Raw genomic sequence first — 17,332 nt, forward strand, 5'->3', positions numbered from 1 at the left:
CCTTCACAGCGCTGGACGCTGTGAAGGAGGCCTTCACGGACCGGCGGTTCAGCGGGACGTCAGCCACTGGTGCAGCGTCGAGGCCAGGGCGACCGGCTGGTCGAGCTGGATGAGGTGACCGGCGTCGCCGATCAGGCGAAGGCGCGCGTCCGGGATCAACGAAGCCAGCCGGTGCGCGCGATCCACCGGAATCCACGTGTCGTTTTCGCCCCAGACAACAAGAACCGGCAGATCCACCTTCGGATACAGACCTTCGACCTCGTCAGTGTAAGCCTGATCGGCCTGCGCGATCTGGCGGTAGAAGGCGGCTTGTCCCTCATCACCGCGCCAGGGCTCGACCAGCATTTCGAGGTGCTCGGGCGTCAGGCCGCGATCGCTCGCACCGGAGATGTAGGCCCGCAACAACCCTTCGTGCATGGCTTCCGGAACCGCGGCGAAGACGTCGGCGTTCTCCCTGACCAGCCGGAAGAAGTCCGAGCCCCACGGCGCGAGCGCGACGACGTCGACCAGGGCCAGTGACGCGTAAGCGCGGCCGTGCAGCAGATGCGCCCGCAGCGACACCGCGCCGCCGTAGTCGTGCGCCACCACGTGCGGCGACCGCAATCCCCAGTGTTCCAGCAGATCCGCGAAGAGTTCACTTTGGACATCCAGGGACACCCGGTGTTCCGCGTCCTTGGAGGAACTCCCGTAGCCGGGCATGTCCCACAGGTGCACGGTGAACTCCTCGGCCAGCGCCTCGGCGTAGGGGCGCCACAGCCGCGAGGACCACGGCGTCCCATGGCAGAAAACGACATCCGGACCGGAACCCGCCCGCCCCCAGCGAACCCGGCGCCCCCGCCACTCGAATACCTCGGTCAGCTCCACGACGCCGACCCTGCCAAGATCAGCTGCGTCACGCAACCGTCGCGCGATTGCGCCGCATCAGCGCCCAGTTCACCGCCCACAGCAGCAGGCCGACGGCCAGCAGGATCCCGGCGACGACGTAGTCACGCGCGGGGCGTCCGGACAACGGACTCGCCAGGTACACGCAGAACACCGCCGCCAGCGCCGGAATTACCGTCGGCGCCCGGAAATGGCGATGCGGCACACGATCGCGGCGCAGCACCAGCACGGCGACGTTGACGATGGCGAACACCGCCAGCAGCAGCAACGCCGTCGTGCCGCCGAGCACGCTGATGTCCACAGTGGACACCAAGCCGATCGCGATCAGGCTGGTGAAGACGATCGCCACCCACGGCGTCCGGCGGCGGGGATGCACCCGGCCGAACCGGCGCGGGATGATGCCCTCGTTCGCCATGCCGTACAGGAGCCGGCTCGCCATCAGCATGTTGATCAGCGCCGAGTTGATGACGGCGAACAGGCCGATCGCGGAGAAGACCTCGCGCGGGAAGCCGGGGGCGCCGACGTCGAGCACCTTCAGCAGGGCGTCGCTCTTCGCCGCGGCCAGATCACCTGCCGGGACGAGCAGCGACGACGTGATCGAGACGAGCACGTAGATCGTGGCCGCGACGACCATGCCCCACAGCATCGCCTTCGGGAAGATCCGCACCGGGTCGTGACATTCCTCGGCCATGTTGACCGAGTCCTCGAAACCGACCATCGCGAAGAAGGCCAGCGACGTCGCCGAGGTGATCGCGACCAGCCACGTCCGGTCCGCGGTGTCGATCTGCACCAGCCGCGAGGGCTCGCCGTCGCCGTTCAGCACCGCCCACACACCGACGCCGATGACGATCAGCAGCCCGGAGATCTCGATGCAGGTGAGCACGACGTTGGCCTTGACCGACTCGCCGACGCCACGGAAGTTGATCACCGCGAGCCCGGCGACGAACACGATCGCGACCAGCACCGTCGGCAGTTTCACGAACGCGGCAAGGTATGTCGCGCCGAACGCGACGGCCGCCGACGACGCCGACGTGATCCCCGAGCACATGACCGCGAACGCGACCATGAACGTCAGGAACGGGATCCCGAAGGCACGGTGGGTGTACAGCGCCGCGCCCGCGGCCTTCGGGTATTTCCCGACCAGCTCGAGATAGCTGAACGCCGTCATGAACGCGACGACGAACGCGAGCAGGAACGGCAGCCACAACGCGCCGCCGACCCGGCCCGCGACCTGTCCTGTCAGCGCGTAGACGCCGGTGCCGATGATGTCCCCCGCGACGAAGAACAGCAGCAGCTTCGGGCCCATCACCCGTCGCAGCGCCGGTTCGCCCGCCTTCGCTTCCGTGCGCACGTTCGTCATGCGGGCACAGTCTGCCTCGTCCCGCTACGAACGGAAAGCCCGATAGCGCCTATTACGGCTCAGTTCGCCGCGAGCGCCGTCTTCACCAGCGGGGCCATCATGTCGGCGGTCATCTTCGTCGGGCCCGCGTAGTCGATCAGCGTCGGCACGCCGTTGGAAACCTTCCCGGCGACCAGGAACGCGGTCTTCTGGCCCTCGGTGTAGTAGACCGCCCCGTCGGAGAAGCCGCTGACGTCCTGCGCGCCGACCTTGTCCTTCTTGATCCCCGCGATCATGTCGGACGGCTTGGCCTTGCTCGCGTACTGCGTCACCTTCAGCTCACCGGCGGGTTTGCCCTCGACGAGATACTGGCAGGCACGCGATTTGCCGCCGTTGGCCGCGTTCTCGACCTGCCCGGCCTTCGTCGTCACGCCCTGTTTGGAGATCGCCTTGCCTACCTCCTCCGCGGACAGCAGCGTGCACGGGTCCTTGAGTTCCGCGGCCTTCGACGCGGCGGGCGCCGAGGAAGGCGGGCGATGCGGGGCAGGCGCGGGTGAGGAACAGGCGACGGTGACGGCGGCGAGCCCGCAGACCACGGTGAGCACGGAAAGGGCGCGGAAAGTTCGCATACCAGACACTGTACCTACGCTGAACGGATCAAGCCGTCGGCGCGCGATACCGCCAGAACGCCGGGAGCAGCAGCATCGAGGCCAGCACCAGGACGATCACCAGCAGGCCACCACCCGACGCGGCGACGGCGGTGCCGAAGCCGGCGGCCGCCCATCCGTGGGTGACGTCGGCGATGCGCGGCCCGCCCGCGACCACGACCGTGAACACGCCCTGGAGCCGTCCGCGCATTTCGTCGGTCGTCGCGACCTGGAGGATCGCCATCCGGTAGATCGCGCTGACCATGTCCGCGGCACCGGCCAGTGCCATGAACACGACGCCGAGCCACAGCGAATGCGCGATCCCGAACGCGGCCACCGCGGCGCCCCACGCGCAGATCGCGACGACGACCGCGACACCCTGCCGGCGCACTCGCGTCAGCCAGCCGGAGAACAGGCCGATCAGCATCGCCCCCGCCGGGATCGCCGCGTACAGCCAGCCGAGCGCGGGACCGCCGCCGGGCGGATCGCCGAAAGTGCGTTCGGCCATTTCGGGAATGAGGGCGCGGGGCATTCCGGCGACCATCGCGATGATGTCGACCACGAACGACGCGAGCAGCACCTTCTGCGTCGCGAGGTAACGGAAGCCGTCGATGACGTCACTGACGCCCGCGCGCCGTTTCTGGTCGCCCAGCGGGGGAATCGACGGGAGCCGCCAGACCGCGAACAGCGTGATGGTGAGCGCGACGACGTCGACCAGGTACAAAGTGGACAGTCCGATGACCGGGATCAGCGCACCGGCCAGCAGCGGCCCGAACACCGCGCCGAAGGTGGACATCGTGGCGCTCAGCGCGTTCGCCGAGGGCAGCAGTTCGGGCGGGACGAGACGGGCGATGACGGCGCCGCGGGTGGGCATGTTGATCGCGAAGAACGCCTGGTTGATCGCGAGCAGGGTGAGCACGAGCCACACCGAGCCGAAGCCCGCGAACGCTTGCAGCCACAGGAGCGCCGAGGTCACGGCAACACCCGCGTTGGTGACGAGGAGCAGCTTGCGCCGGTCGACGGCGTCCGCGACCGCACCGCCCCACAGCCCGAACACCAGCAGCGGCACCAGCGCGACGGCGCCGGTGAGCCCGACATAGCCGGACGAACCGGTCAGATCGAAGACCTGCTTCGGCACCGCCACGGCGGTCAGCTGCGTGCCGATCGCGGTGACCACTGTGGACGACCACAGCCTGCGGAAGGCCGGGATCTTCAGCGGGCGGATGTCGACGACGATGCGGCCGAGCAGCTTGCGGACCCCGGTTCGGGGCGGCAGCGTCCCCGTATCACCACTCACAACCGACCAGGTTAGCTGCGCTAACTATCTGAGCGCAGGTGATTTTCCTCGCGCGGGGTTCCATCCCGGGGCAAAAGCTGTGAAGGCCTCCTTCACAGCGGTGAGCGCTGTGAAGGAGGCCTTCACGGAACAACGAAGATCAGGGGGCGACGCGTTCGACGTGCCAGCCGTCGTCGGTGCGGACGTAGCGGAGCCGGTCGTGCATGCGGTCGGCACGGCCCTGCCAGAACTCGACGACGTCGGGGCGGATCCGCCAGCCACCCCAGTGCGGCGGCGCGGGGATGTTCTCGACGTCGGCGAAGCGGCGCTCGATGCCGTGCAGGGCGTTGTCGAGCGCGCGGCGGCCGTCGACGACGCGGGACTGCGGCGACGCCCACGCGCCCAGCTGCGAACCACGCGGCCGCTGCGCCCAGTACTCGGCGGTCTCCTTCGGACCGACCTTCTCGACCTCGCCGCGTACCGACACCTGCCGGTGCAGGCCGTACCAGGGGAAGGTGACCGAGGCGTAGCGCGTCGCGATCAGGTCGTGGCTCTTGTTCGAGGTGTAGTTCGTGTAGAACACCACCCCGCGCTCGTCGAGCCCCTTGCACAGGACCGTGCGGGAGGACGGACGGCCCTCACTGTCCGCTGTCGCCAGCACCATCGCGTTGGGTTCGGGGATGCCCGCCGAGTCGGCGTCGTTCAGCCAGGCCTGCAGCTGATCGGTCCAGGTCGCCGCCAGCGCGGACTCGTCGAACGGGCGCCCGTCGTAGGCGACCCGCATCCCGGGCAGCCGCACAACGGCGTCCGCTACGTCAACGTCGTCGATCTCCGGCGTCATCGCCAAACCTCCACACCCGGTCGGGGCATCTGTCACTTCGGCTATCCGCCGACGTTATTGCCTCGCGAGCTGCGGCGAAACCCACTGAACGGTGACTCCTGCCACCCCATCGCCGCCATCACCCGGTAACCGCAGGGCGACAAGCCGTAACGCGGGGTTTACCGCGCGGACCCTGATCGATAAAGGAGCGATCTACCGTCGGCCTGCTCCGCCAGCCGTTCCCCACCGACTCGGAGGCAGGTATGACCGACACCCTGTCCGGCCAGCAGGAATCCCCTGCTCCACCACGCCGTCGCTACGCCCCGCTCGCGGCCAACGAGAACCGCGAGGACTACTCCCTCCGCTTCGCCGCGCACTCGTTCCGCCGCTGGTCACCCTTCGTGGTCGCGACCACCGCCCTGGGCGGCATCGCCTACCTCGCCGACTTCGCCATCGGCGCCAGCATCGTCCTGTCCTACGGGTTCACGTCCGGGGTCCTCGCGATCCTCGCGGCGGCCGTGGTCATCTTCGTGACCGGCGTCCCGATCGCGTCGGCCTGCGCGAAGTCCGGTGTGGACATGGACCTGCTGACCCGAGGCGCCGGCTTCGGCTACTTCGGATCGACGCTGACGTCGCTGGTGTACGCGAGCTTCACCGTCATCTTCTTCTCGCTCGAGGGCTCGATCATGGCGCAGGCCTTCGAACTCGCCGTCGGGCTGCCGCTGCCCATCGGATACCTGCTCGCGACCCTGATCGTGCTGCCGTTCGCGCTCTACGGCATGGGCGCGGTCGCGAAGATGCAGACCTGGACGCAGCCGCTCTGGATCGCGGGCCTCGTGCTCCCCTTCGTCGTGGTCGCGATCCGCGAGCCCGGCAAGTTCGCCGAATTCGCGTCGTTCGGCGGCACCGAGGGCGCCGGGTCCGGCTTCTCCGCGATCGGCTTCGGCTTCGGCATGGGCGTCGCGCTGTCGCTGATCGGCCAGATCGGCGAGCAGGCCGACTACCTGCGATTCATGCCCGAGAAGACGGCGTCGAACAAACGGGCCTGGTGGGGCGCGGTGCTCGCGGCCGGTCCCGGCTGGGTCGTGCTCGGCGCCGCGAAGCAGATCGGCGGCGCGCTGCTGGCGTTCCTCGCCCTCGGCGTCGTCGGCAAGACACACGCGCTGGAGCCGATCGCGCCGTACCTCGAAGCCGTGAAACCCGCGCTCGGCCCGGTGGCGCTGACGTTCGCGGCACTGTTCGTCGTCGTCTCCCAGATCAAGATCAACACGACGAACGCGTACTCCGGCTCGCTGTCGTTCGCGAACTTCTTCTCCCGTGTGCTGCACCGGCACCCCGGCCGCGTCTGGTACGTCCTGGTGAACTGCGGGATCGCGCTGGCACTGATGGAATTCGGCGCGTTCACATTCCTGAACAAGATTCTCGGCTTCTACTCCAACGTCGCGATCGCGTGGATCGGCGCGGTCTGCGCGGACCTGGTGATCGCGAAGCCGCTGGGGCTTTCACCCCGCTACATCGAGTTCAAACGGGCCTATCTGCACAAGATCAACCCGGTCGGGTTCGGCTCGATGGTGATCGCGTCGGCAGTCTCGATCGTGGCGTACTTCGGCGCGTTCGGACAGTTCCTGGCGGCGTTCAGCCCGCTGCTGGCGATGGTCATCGCGCTCGTCCTCGTGCCCGCGCTCGCGATCCTCACGAAGGGCAAGTACTACCTGGCGAGGCCGAACACCGTGGCGGGCCCGGACGTCACGGCGGACCTCCGCGCCACGCACACCTGCTCGGAATGCGGTGACCCGTACGAGCTGCCGGACATCGCGGACTGCGCGAAACGGCAGGGGCCGATCTGCTCGCTGTGCTGCACCCTCGACAACTCCTGCCACGACGTGTGCCAGACCACCGGCCCCGTCCCTCTCCCGATGCCCACCGCCCGCCCGGCAACGTAACCCGCCGAATGCCGTCAAGGCCACCTTGCGGGCGTCAGACGCCTGCAAGGTGGCCTTGACGGCGATGGCCCGGGTGGAGAGAGGCGGGCCGGTGTATCAGGTGGTGATGGTGGCCAGGGGGTCGAGGCCGTAGTTGCGGGCGTAGCCGTTTTCGGTGCCGACGAGCAGGTCGACGACCTCGAAGTAGCGGTCCCAGAAGGGAGTTTCTCGCAGAGCGTCGATGAGGAGCTGGTAGGCGTGGTGATCGTCCGCCTCCCAAACCCAGACGTCGGTGACGCGTGCGGAGTAGAACTCGGTGTCGTAGAAGCGCGACCGGACGCCGGTGGTTTTCGCTTCGATCGCGGGGACGACCTGCGTGGTGAAGGCGTTCGCGCGTTCCTGGACGCTCATGGCAAGCCATTCGGGCGTCGTCTTGACGAGCATGAAAGCGGTTACCGGTGCTTCGGCTTCCTCGGTGGGCATGGCGGATCCTTTTCCGGTGCTGCGGCGGCTGTGGGTCAGGACAGGACGGCGGGCTTGAGGGTTTCGGCGCACCACTGCTCGAAAGTGGTGGGTGAAGCGGTGTCCGCGGTACGGGTGACACCGGCGTCGAGGCCGTCGTCCTTGGCTTGCTTCATGTCGGCGATGCCCTGGACGAACTCTTCGTTGAGGCCGTAGCCGATGAGCGTGGTGCGCATGTCCTCGATCGGTTCACGCTCGTAGCGCACGGGGCGGCCCAGCTGCTCGGTCATGATGCGGGCCAGATCGTTGGGGGACAGGTCCTCCGGCCCGAGAACCGGGACGTCCTCGACGCCGGTCCACGAGCGGTCGAGCAGCAGGCGGGCAGCGACGGCGGCGATATCGGCGACGGCGACGAGAGGCGCTTTGCGGTCGGCGGCGACGACGTCCACGAAAACGCCCTTCTCGCGGATCGAATCGACCTCCTCCAGGAGGTTTTCGAAGAAGGAGGGGTTGGCCAGAGCCCGGTAGGCGACGCCGGTTTCCGCGATGAGGTCGTCCATCGCGTGGGAGGCGGTGACGAGTCCGGCGCGGTCGGCGACCGGATTGTCGCGGCCGAGTGCGGAGACGCCGACGACGTGCCCAACGCCGTGGGCGGTGAGCGCCTTCGCGGCGGGGCGGGTGAAGCCGGTCCAGCCGTCCACCGGGGTCAGCGACGAGTCCGGCGGGACGAGCCAGAAGACCGCGTCCGCGCCCTCGAACGCTCTGTCGACGACCTCGGTGTCGCCATGCGATCCAGTGATCACCTCGACGCGTTCGCGCACCGCGTCAGGGAGCCGGGCGGGGTCGCGGGTGATCACCCGCAGTTCCTCGCCGCGGGCGGGGGCGGCCTCCAGCAGCAGGGGCAGCAGGTGGCGGCCGATGTTCCCGGTGGGAGCAGTGATGACGATCATGAAAACCTCGTAGGTCGTTCCGGTCGGTACGCCATCGATCCTGCGGACAACCACCGCAATGCCACAATGGGAACTTCAGCACGCAATCATTGCCTGAAATGGAATTACCCTGGTGAACAGCTCCGATCCGGTGATCGACGCCAATCTCGCCGTCGCGCTCGACGCCCTGCTGACCGAGCAGAGCGTCACGCGCGCCGCCGCCCGCCTGCGTACCTCCCCGGCCGCCATGAGCCGCACCCTCGCCCGGCTGCGCCGCGTCCTCCAGGACCCCCTCCTGGTCCGGGCCGGGCAGACCATGGTCCCCACGCCGCGCGCCCAGGCCCTGCGCGACGAGGCCGCCGAGGTGGTACGCGGTCTGGGCGCACTGCTCACCCCCGGCGCCGTCGTCGACCCCGCCGCCCTGCGCGCCACCTTCACCCTCCAGGCCGCCGACCTGGTCGGCGTCGCGCTGGCCTCCGGCCTGCTGCGCCTCACCCGGCGAGAGGCGCCAGGGATCTCGTTGCGGTTCCGGGCCGAGGAACTGGAGGCCGGGTCGGCGCTGCGCGACGGCCGGATCGACCTGGAGATCGGCTCCATCGACCACGTCGATCCCGAGACCCAGGTCGAAAAGCTGCTCACGCTGCGAATGGTGGCGGCCGTCCGGCCCGATCATCCCCTGACCGAGGAACCCCTGACCCCGGCCCGGCTCGCCGCCGCCGACCATGTCGCGGTCAGCCGCCGCGGCCGCTTCAGCGGTCCCCTCGACACCGCGCTGGCCGAGCACGACCTGCGCCGGCGGGTCGCTGTCGTCCTCCCCAGTCATCTGGCCGCGATGGCACTTGCCGCCCGCAGCGACGTCGTCTGCCTGGTCCCCGCGGCGCTCCCCGGCGCGAAGCCCTCACCCCTCACCGCCGACGCCACCGCACTCGGCCTGCGGCTCCTCGATATCCCCGTGCCGCTGCCGCACGTGACCATCGGCATGGCCTGGCATCCCCGCCAGGCCGCCGACGGGGCCCACCGCTGGCTTCGCGACGCCGTCCGCCGGACGCTCCGCGCACCGGAAACGCCTGCTGCCTGACGTGTCGAACGGCTCCAGCGCTAGGCCGGGCGCAGGATCGCCGACAGCATCATGGCGCGGAGTTCGGCGGAGACGTCGGCCACCGGCAGCGGCGGATCGTGCGCCTGCCACTCCCGCAGCAACCCGGTCGCCGCGCCGACCAGCGCGATCGCCGTCAGCCGGTAATCACGGCGTGGCGCCGCGCCGTCCCGCGCGGCACGCAGCGCCTCCTGCTCGATGAAGGTCGCCCACCGGTCGACCCACACCTGGTGCTGCACCTCCAGTTCGGCGCTGACCCCGACCGCCTCGACGTAGTTCAGCCGCGGCATCCGCGGATCCGCCGTCACGGTCGCCACGAAGACGTCGAGCAGTGTCGAGATCCGCTCGACGGCGTCCACGCCCTCGACCCGGTCGAGCGCGGCGGTCACGTGTGTCATGGCGAGGCTGTTGATGTGGTCGTGCAGCGTGCGGAGCACTTCCTCCTTGCCACCGAACTCCTCGTAGAAGTTGCGAGTGGACACTCCCGCCCTGGTGCAGAGGTCGGCGATCTTGGCCTGCCGGAACCCGGTCGAGGTGAACAGCTCCAGCGCCGCGGTCAGCAGCCGCTCACGACGCTCGGCGCGGCGTCGTTCCGGCGTCACACCGCCGTAGTTCCGGGCCATCCCTCCCCCTCCCCGCTCTCCGGTATTGCCAGATCGTAGCCATGGGCCTACTTTGTGAAAATCCTGATTACCAAAATACCGGAGGCAACGATGCTTCGCCGGGTCCTGGTTTCCGTCCTCAGTACCGTCCTCACCGCCGTGCTCGTGGCCGCGCCCGCCGCTCGCGCCGAGACCGCGTCCGCGCCCGGCGACCTCCTCGAACAGCGCCCCGTCACCGTCAAGGTCGCCGTCTTCCCGGCGCCCGTGCAGGCCTGGCACCTGCTCTACCGCTCGACCTCGGCGACCGGCGCCGCCAACGCCGTCTCCGGCACCCTGCTCGTCCCGCCCGTGCCGTGGACGAAAGGCCCGCGTCCCCTGGTCAGCTATGCCGTCGGGACCCACGGGCTCGGCGACCAGTGCGCGCCGTCGAACCTGCTCGCCAACGGCATCGAGAACGAGGTCGCCCTCATCGGGCAGGCGCTTTCCCAAGGCTGGGCCGTGGTCCTGACCGACTACGAGGGCCTCGGCACCCCCGGCGATCACACCTATGCCGTCGCGCAGTCCGAAGGCCGGGCCGTGCTCGACGCGGCCCGCGCGGCCGCGCGCGTGCCAGGGGCCGGGCTTTCGCGGTCCGGGCCGGTCGGTGTCTTCGGCTACTCGCAGGGCGGCCAGGCCGCCGCGGCCGCCGGTGAACTCCAGGCCACGTACGCGCCGGACCTCAACGTCGTCGGCGTCGCCGAGGGCGGGGTGCCCGCGGATCTCAAGCAGGTCATGAAGTTCAACGACGGCAACGCCGGTTTCAGCCTCGTGCTCGGCGCCGCGACCGGATACGCCGCGGCGTATCCGGAGCTGCCGTTCAACGACATCCTCAACGCCCGCGGCAAGGCTCTCGTGCCGAAGGTCAAGGAGATGTGCACCGTCCAGCTCGCGCTCGCGGCGCCGTTCGGGCGTCTGTCCGACTACACCACGGTGCCCGATCCGGCCGCCGACCCGCGCTGGCAGGCCCGGCTCGACCAGAACTACCTCGGCCGCGTCAAGCCGAAGGCCCCGGTGTTCCTGTACCACGCGTCGGCCGACGAGCTGATCCCGCTCTCGATCGGCACCGGCCTGCGTGACCGCTACAAGGCGCTCGGCGCCAACGTCACCTGGCAGGAATTCCCGCTGCTGGAACACATCGGCGGCGTCTCCGTCGGCGGCCCCGTCGCGATGACCTGGCTGGGCACCAAGTTCTGACGTTCTCTGAAGGCCACCATGAGGGACCCTGACGCCCTCATGGTGGCCTTCAGAGACCTTGGAACGGGCGCAGGGCGGTGACGGCGTCGGGGGCCAGTGACGTGGTGAGGGTGCCGCCCGCGGCGAGGGGGCTGCGGGACCACCACTCACCCGACGCGGCGGGGAGCTCGGGGCCGCCGACGACGAGATCCGTCGCGAGCACCCGGTTCCCCGCCAGCTGCGCCAGGCTGCTGTCCAAAGTGGAATCACCGATGGTCAGGGTCTGCCGCAGCACCGGCACCGCGCCCCGCGTCACGTGCTGCGACGTCGTCAGCTCGCCAGGACGTTCCCCCGCACGGCCGAGCACCAGCACCTCACGGGTGTGGAAATACGCACCGGACGCGACCGACGCGCGCAGCACCGCGGTGTGCCGCGCCCGCGCGGTGACGACCGTCGGCTCGGGCAGGTACTCCAGCGAGCCATCCTCTGCCACCTCGACGTCCACAGTGGAGTGACTCCGCTCGCCGTGCAGGCCGGGCAACGCGAGCGTCGCGGCGACCCCGGAAAGCCGGAGCACCGCGCCAGGACCGACGTACACGGTGAGCGTCAGCTCGTCGCCGCCCAACGGGGACGTCGCCGAGTTGACCAGGTGGACGACCGCCGCGGCGCCGGAACCCCGCCGTGGATACAGCATGAGCGGCGCGACGGAACACAGTTCACGCAGCACCGTGCGTTCCCCGTCGCGGCAGGCGACCAGCCGGGCGTGCGCTTTCACCCCGCGCGGACCGGCACGAGCGAACGGACCCAGTCCGCGACCGCCGGCGCGTCCGGAGTGTCCACAAGCGACTGGGTGATCACCGGCAGCTCGCCGCGCATCCGGTGCGCGTCGGACGTCATCACGCCCATGTCCGCGCCGACGAGATGCGCGATGTCGATCTTGTTGATCACCAGCAGATCGGCGGTCGTGACACCGGGGCCGCCCTTGCGCGGCACCTTGTCCCCGCCCGCGACGTCGACGACGAACACCTGGCTGTCCGCAAGCCCCCGGCTGAACACCGCGGTCAGGTTGTCGCCGCCGCTCTCGATGATCACCAGGTCCAGCCCGGGAAACTTCTCCTCGAGCCGCTCGACGGCGTCGAGGTTCGCGGTGATGTCGTCCCGGATCGCGGTGTGCGGGCACGCGCCGGTCTGCACCGCCTCGATCCGCGCCGGGTCGAGCACCCCGGCCCGGCGCAGGAAGTCGGCGTCCTCGGTGGTGTAGATGTCGTTGGTGACCACCGCGAGGTTCAGCTCGTCGCCGAGCGCGCGGCACAGCGCGGCGGTCAGCGCCGTCTTGCCGCTGCCGACCGGGCCGCCGATCCCGATCCGGTACGCCCGCCCGGCCGTCGGGGCGGCGTCGTAGTGATCCGGCTCCGCGACCGTCGGGTCGAAGTTGACCGGATGCACGTGCCCGTGGCCATGACCGTGGCTGTGCTCAGCTGGCAAAGAGACGCACCTCTTCCTCGTGATGCCGGGCATGTGCCTCGGCGAACAGATCCAGCGCCGGAGACCCCGGCGCGGGAAGTCCCGCGGGATCGTCCCCCGCGACGGCGGCCGCTCGCGACGAGACGTCCCGGACTTCGGCCGCGAGCCGCGCGACGACGGCGTTGACCGCGAACGGATCCAGCCCCAGCAGCCGCACGGCCGCGCTCGCCGGGCCGCTGATCGCGAGGTACGCCACGGCCATCGCGGCGTCGAACGGCGAACCACCCGCGACGCCGACGAGCGCGCCGAGCACCACGGGGTGATGCGGCCTCGGTGTCTCGGCGAGCAAGGCCGACAGCACCGGCGACGGCCAGGCGACCCGGCCCGCACGTGCCGTTCCCCTGCCCTGCGCCCGCGACGCCTCCCGCTGCGCGAGCGACGGCGTCCGCGCGTCCAGCTCGGCGTCCAATCGCAGCCAATGTCCCTTGTGGACACCGCGAGTGGCGGCGTGCGCCGACGCGGCGGCGAAGACCGCCGCCAGCAGACCAGCCGTGCGCAACCGTCCACTCAGGAATCCCGGCAGATCCCGTTCGTGGGTGATCAGCTTGCGTGTGATGGTCTCCTCCAGCCCGCCCGAGTGGACGTGACCGCCGCCGGGAAAGCGGGAGTCGGCGAGGATGAGCGCGGCGAGGTTCATCAGAAGAAGCTCCGTCAGAACAGGAAGTACCGTTGTGCCATCGGCAGTTCCGCCACCGGCTGGGGTTCGATCAGGTCACCGCCCACATGCACCGCGAAGCTGTCCGGATCGACCCGGACGTCCGGCGTCGCGTCGTTGAGCACCATGTCCGCCTTGGTCCGCCGTCGCATGTTCGACACCGGCGCGAGCCTGCGGGTGATGCCGAACTTGTCCGCGACAGCGCTTTCCAACGCCTCGGGCGCGACGAAGTGGACACTGCTCGCCGCCGCCACCGAAGGCACCGCGCCGAACATGGGCCGCGCGAGCACCGGCTGCGGCGTCGGGATGGACGCGTTCGCGTCGCCCATCGCGGCCCACGCGATGAACCCGCCCTTCAGCACCACATGCGGGCGGACACCGAAGAACTTCGGCTCCCACAGCACCAGATCGGCGAGCTTGCCCACCTCGACCGAGCCGATCTCCGTCTCCATCCCGTGCGCGATGGCCGGGTTGATCGTGTATTTGGCGACATAGCGACGTGCCCGCAGGTTGTCGGCGGCGCCGTCGCCGGGCAGCGCGCCGCGACGGCCCTTCATCACGTGCGCGGTCTGCCAGGTCCGGATGATCACCTCGCCGATCCGGCCCATCGCCTGGGCGTCCGAGCTCATCATCGAGATCGCGCCCAAGTCGTGGAGCACGTCCTCGGCGGCGATCGTCGTCGGCCGGATCCGGCTTTCGGCGAACGCCAGATCCTCGGGCACGGACGGGTTGAGGTGGTGGCACACCATGAGCATGTCGAGGTGCTCGTCGAGCGTGTTCGCGGTGTGCGGCCGGGTCGGGTTGGTCGAGGACGGCAGGATGTGCGGCAGGCCGACGACCTGGATGATGTCCGGCGCGTGCCCGCCGCCCGCGCCCTCGGTGTGGTACGCGTTGATCGACCGGCCACCGATGGCGTCCACAGTGGACTCCAGGAACCCGGCCTCGTTGAGCGTGTCGGTGTGGATCGCGACCTGCACGCCGGATTCGTCGGCAACGGTCAGGCATGCGTCGATCGCGGCGGGCGTCGAGCCCCAGTCCTCGTGCAGCTTGAACCCGCCCGCCCCGGCGGCGAGCTGCTCGCGCAGCGCCTCGGGCCGGACGGTGTTCCCCTTGCCCAGCAAGAGGACGTTGACCGGGTATCCGTCCATTGCGGACAGCATCCGGCCGAGATTCCACGCGCCGGGCGTGACCGTGGTGGCCTTGGTGCCCTCGGCGGGCCCGGTGCCGCCACCGACCAAAGTGGTCAGTCCGGCGGCGAGCGCGGTGTCGACCAGCTGCGGGCAGATGAAGTGGACGTGGCAGTCGATCCCGCCCGCGGTGAGGATCTTCCCGTTGCCCGAGAGCACCTCGGTGGACGGGCCGATCACCAGCGCCGGATCGACACCGTCCATGGTGTCCGGATTGCCCGCCTTGCCGATCCCCACGATCCGGCCGTCCCGCACCCCGACGTCGGCCTTGACCACACCCCAGTGGTCGAGGATCACCGCGCCGGTGATGACCAGGTCCGGCGCGCCCTCGGCACGGGTCGCCATGCCCTGGCCCATCGACTCGCGGATCACCTTGCCGCCACCGAAGAGCACCTCGTCGCCGCTGCCCGCGCCACGGCTGCGATCCTCGGTGATCTCGATCAGCAGGTCGGTGTCGGCGAGCCGGACGCGGTCGCCGACGGTCGGGCCGAACAGCTCGGCGTACCGCTCACGATCGATCGAGGTCATCAGAACTCCCCGGAGAATTCGGACCGCAGGCCCGGCACGCGCCGGTTCCCGGCGAGCGGGACGAGATCGACCTCGCGTTCGACACCCGGTTCGAAGCGGACGGACGTGCCGGCCGGGACGTCGAGACGGTGCCCGCGCGCGGCCTCGCGGTCGAACTCGAGGCCGGGGTTGACCGCCGCGAAGTGGTAGTGCGAGCCGACCTGCACCGGCCGGTCGCCGACGTTGCGCACGAACAGCCGCACCCTGGCGCGGCCGGGGTTCAGCTCGACCGGCTCGGCGCCGGGGATGATCTCGCCTGGACGCACTGGTTCCCCTTCAGACGATCGGATCGTGCACGGTGACGAGCTTCGTCCCGTCCGGGAAGGTGGCCTCCACCTGAACGGAGTCGACCATTTCGGGCACCCCGTCGAGCACCTGCGCCCGGGAGAGCACCGTCCGTCCACTCGCGACCAGTTCGCTGACCGTGCGGCCGTCGCGCGCCCCCTCCAGCACGTGCTCGGTGATCAACGCGACCGATTCGGGGTAATTGAGCAAAACCCCACGTTGCAAACGTTTGCGTGCTACGTCCGCCGCTACGTGGATCAGGAGCTTGTCGCGCTCCTGCGGGCTCAGATGCATGCCCTCAGGTCTATCACCCGGCACCCCGCGGCGCCGGTTTCGGCAACACAGGATTTACGTGGCACGCAGCGTGCCGGCCACCGCTCGTGCACGGCGATGTCACACCCCGAAGTGAAAGGTTTTCGGATGAGACCCCTACCAGGACTGAATCGTTCTCGTAATCGTGACCGAAACCACCGCTTCTTTCGATTGCCAGTCGTCGGCCGGAGGAGGAAAGTTTGTCCATCCGTGCGATGAGGCGCGCGTTCGCTGCGTGTATCCCGTCTGCGCGATCGAGAACACCTAGCCGGGGAAATTGCGCACCGAAAGGTTTCGCGAAAGTGACATCCACGATCAGCAAGCCACAGCCGTCCGGACAACCCGACGACGGCTTCCGTCCTGGCCTGGAGGGCGTCGTCGCCTTCCACACCGAGATCGCCGAACCCGACCGGGACGGCGGTGCGCTGCGCTACCGCGGCGTCGACATCGAAGACCTCGCCGGCAAGGTGACCTTCGGTGACGTCTGGGGCCTTCTCGTCGACGGCCGGTTCGGCCACGGCCTCCCGCCCGCCGAACCGTTCCCCCTTCCGGTGCACACCGGGGACGTCCGCGTCGACGTCCAGGCCGCGCTCGCGATGCTCGCGCCGATCTGGGGCTACCAGCCGCTGCTGGACATCACCGACGAACAGGCCCGCGACCAGCTCGCCCGCGCGTCGGTCATGGCGCTGTCCTACGTCGCGCAGTCCGCGCGCGGCATAGGGCAGCCCGCCGTCCCGCAGGACCGGGTCGACGAGGCGAAGTCGATCACCGAGCGCTTCCTGATCCGCTGGCGCGGCGAGCCCGACCCCGCGCACGTCAAGGCGCTGGACGCCTACTGGGTCTCGGCCGCGGAGCACGGCCTGAACGCCTCGACGTTCACCGCGCGCGTCATCGCCTCCACCGGGGCGGACGTCGCCGCGGCGATGTCCGGCGCGATCGGCGCGATGTCGGGCCCGCTGCACGGCGGCGCGCCGGCCCGGGTGCTGCCGATGATCGCCGAGGTCGAGAAGACCGGCGACGCGGTCGGTCTGGTCAAGGGCATCCTCGACCGCAAGGAGCGGCTGATGGGCTTCGGGCACCGCGTGTACCGCGCGGAGGACCCGCGGGCCCGCGTGCTGCGGCGGACCTGCCAGGAGCTCGGCGCCGAGCGGTACGAGGTCGCCGCGGCACTCGAGCAGGCCGCGCTCGCCGAGCTGCGCGACCGGCGCCCGGATCACCCGATCGAGACCAACGTCGAGTTCTGGGCCGCGGTCATCCTGGACTTCGCCCAGGTGCCGCCGCACATGATGCCCGCGATGTTCAGCTCGGCCCGTACCGCGGGCTGGGCCGCGCACATCCTGGAGCAGAAGCGGACCGGACGGCTCGTGCGCCCGTCGGCCAAGTACATCGGCCCCGGCCCGCGTCGCCCGGAAGAGGTCGAGGGCTGGGCGTCGATCGGCCACTGAGGTCCGCGGCCCGAGCGCCCCAATGCCACATCGAGGTTTTCTCAGTAAGGGTTCTGGGGCCGTGTGTGTTGCCGGTTGTGTTGTAGGGCGCCTGGGGTGCGCTGGTCTGGGGTGTGACAAGGGCGTCCCTGGGTGCGGTGGATGCACCCAGGGCGTCCCTCGGACTACCC

At 69.8% G+C, this 17,332-nt stretch carries 18 protein-coding genes; 4 read left to right on the forward strand and 14 right to left on the reverse strand.

The genetic code is table 11. The features are described 5' to 3' along the window. Positions 1-48: 48 nt before the first annotated feature. The 5 genes from ACFWX1_RS45360 to pdxH form a co-directional block, all read right to left on the reverse strand. Complete coding sequence (locus tag ACFWX1_RS45360) at positions 49-864, reverse strand: alpha/beta fold hydrolase (RefSeq protein WP_378396138.1); 816 nt, start codon at positions 862-864, stop codon at positions 49-51. A gap of 28 nt (positions 865-892) precedes the next feature. Then, positions 893-2,242, reverse strand: coding sequence for an APC family permease (locus tag ACFWX1_RS45365; RefSeq protein WP_378396139.1), 1,350 nt, complete (start codon positions 2,240-2,242; stop codon positions 893-895). A gap of 59 nt (positions 2,243-2,301) precedes the next feature. Beyond that, the gene (locus ACFWX1_RS45370; protein ID WP_378396140.1) at positions 2,302-2,850 is read right to left on the reverse strand and encodes a DUF3558 domain-containing protein; all 549 of its coding nucleotides are present in this window, start codon (positions 2,848-2,850) and stop codon (positions 2,302-2,304) included. A gap of 28 nt (positions 2,851-2,878) precedes the next feature. Next, positions 2,879-4,144 (reverse strand): MFS transporter, encoded by a 1,266-nt coding sequence (locus ACFWX1_RS45375; RefSeq protein WP_378396155.1) that lies wholly within the window; start codon positions 4,142-4,144, stop codon positions 2,879-2,881. Between the two features lie 160 nt (positions 4,145-4,304). Further along, the gene (pdxH, locus tag ACFWX1_RS45380) at positions 4,305-4,985 is read right to left on the reverse strand and encodes a pyridoxamine 5'-phosphate oxidase (RefSeq protein ID WP_378396141.1); all 681 of its coding nucleotides are present in this window, start codon (positions 4,983-4,985) and stop codon (positions 4,305-4,307) included. A 242-nt stretch (positions 4,986-5,227) separates the two neighbouring features. On the opposite strand from pdxH, the gene ACFWX1_RS45385 reads away from it, so the two are divergent. Next, positions 5,228-6,907 carry a purine-cytosine permease family protein gene (locus ACFWX1_RS45385; RefSeq protein ID WP_378396142.1) on the forward strand — a complete coding sequence of 560 codons (1,680 nt, stop codon included), beginning with the start codon at positions 5,228-5,230 and terminating at the stop codon, positions 6,905-6,907. A 96-nt stretch (positions 6,908-7,003) separates the two neighbouring features. Here ACFWX1_RS45385 and ACFWX1_RS45390 read toward each other — a convergent pair whose 3' ends face one another. Together ACFWX1_RS45390 and ACFWX1_RS45395 are read right to left on the reverse strand one after the other, a co-directional pair. Continuing rightward, positions 7,004-7,369 carry a darcynin family protein gene (locus tag ACFWX1_RS45390; protein ID WP_378396143.1) on the reverse strand — a complete coding sequence of 122 codons (366 nt, stop codon included), beginning with the start codon at positions 7,367-7,369 and terminating at the stop codon, positions 7,004-7,006. 35 nt (positions 7,370-7,404) lie between these two features. Further along, positions 7,405-8,298 (reverse strand): NAD(P)H-binding protein, encoded by an 894-nt coding sequence (locus tag ACFWX1_RS45395; RefSeq protein WP_378396144.1) that lies wholly within the window; start codon positions 8,296-8,298, stop codon positions 7,405-7,407. A 112-nt stretch (positions 8,299-8,410) separates the two neighbouring features. Between ACFWX1_RS45395 and ACFWX1_RS45400 the strand changes: the two genes are divergently transcribed. Next, positions 8,411-9,355 carry a LysR family transcriptional regulator gene (locus tag ACFWX1_RS45400; protein WP_378396145.1) on the forward strand — a complete coding sequence of 315 codons (945 nt, stop codon included), beginning with the start codon at positions 8,411-8,413 and terminating at the stop codon, positions 9,353-9,355. A 20-nt stretch (positions 9,356-9,375) separates the two neighbouring features. On the opposite strand, the gene ACFWX1_RS45405 is transcribed toward ACFWX1_RS45400, so the two are convergent. Next, complete coding sequence (locus ACFWX1_RS45405) at positions 9,376-9,996, reverse strand: TetR/AcrR family transcriptional regulator (protein WP_378396146.1); 621 nt, start codon at positions 9,994-9,996, stop codon at positions 9,376-9,378. Positions 9,997-10,086: 90 nt separating this feature from the next. Between ACFWX1_RS45405 and ACFWX1_RS45410 the strand changes: the two genes are divergently transcribed. Continuing rightward, the gene (locus ACFWX1_RS45410) at positions 10,087-11,208 is read left to right on the forward strand and encodes a lipase family protein (RefSeq protein ID WP_378396147.1); all 1,122 of its coding nucleotides are present in this window, start codon (positions 10,087-10,089) and stop codon (positions 11,206-11,208) included. Between the two features lie 49 nt (positions 11,209-11,257). On the opposite strand, the gene ACFWX1_RS45415 is transcribed toward ACFWX1_RS45410, so the two are convergent. Genes ACFWX1_RS45415 through ACFWX1_RS45440 form a run of 6 tightly spaced genes read right to left on the reverse strand, consistent with a single transcriptional unit; the run spans position 11,258 to position 15,699 of the window. Further along, positions 11,258-11,962: an urease accessory protein UreD gene (locus tag ACFWX1_RS45415; protein WP_378396148.1), complete on the reverse strand. Its 705-nt coding sequence runs from the start codon at positions 11,960-11,962 to the stop codon at positions 11,258-11,260. Then, on the reverse strand, positions 11,959-12,672 hold the full coding sequence (ureG, locus tag ACFWX1_RS45420) for an urease accessory protein UreG (protein ID WP_378396149.1): 714 nt from the start codon (positions 12,670-12,672) through the stop codon (positions 11,959-11,961). The genes ACFWX1_RS45415 and ureG overlap by 4 nt, the downstream gene beginning before the upstream one ends. Beyond that, complete coding sequence (locus ACFWX1_RS45425; RefSeq protein ID WP_378396150.1) at positions 12,662-13,348, reverse strand: urease accessory protein UreF; 687 nt, start codon at positions 13,346-13,348, stop codon at positions 12,662-12,664. The genes ureG and ACFWX1_RS45425 overlap by 11 nt, the downstream gene beginning before the upstream one ends. A 14-nt stretch (positions 13,349-13,362) precedes the next feature. Beyond that, a complete protein-coding gene (locus ACFWX1_RS45430) occupies positions 13,363-15,081 on the reverse strand; it encodes an urease subunit alpha (protein WP_378396151.1) in 1,719 nt (572 codons plus the stop codon). Next, positions 15,081-15,386 (reverse strand): urease subunit beta, encoded by a 306-nt coding sequence (locus ACFWX1_RS45435; protein WP_378396152.1) that lies wholly within the window; start codon positions 15,384-15,386, stop codon positions 15,081-15,083. Before ACFWX1_RS45435 ends, ACFWX1_RS45430 begins: the two co-directional genes overlap by 1 nt. 10 nt (positions 15,387-15,396) lie before the next feature. Continuing rightward, positions 15,397-15,699: an urease subunit gamma gene (locus ACFWX1_RS45440; RefSeq protein ID WP_378396153.1), complete on the reverse strand. Its 303-nt coding sequence runs from the start codon at positions 15,697-15,699 to the stop codon at positions 15,397-15,399. A 233-nt stretch (positions 15,700-15,932) separates the two neighbouring features. Between ACFWX1_RS45440 and ACFWX1_RS45445 the strand changes: the two genes are divergently transcribed. Further along, entirely contained in the window at positions 15,933-17,162 is a 1,230-nt protein-coding gene (locus tag ACFWX1_RS45445; protein ID WP_378396154.1) for a citrate synthase 2, read from the forward strand. The last annotated feature ends 170 nt before the right edge of the window (positions 17,163-17,332 follow it).

It is taken from the genome of Amycolatopsis sp. NPDC059021 (assembly GCF_042739895.1).
GTDB lineage: Bacteria > Actinomycetota > Actinomycetes > Mycobacteriales > Pseudonocardiaceae > Amycolatopsis.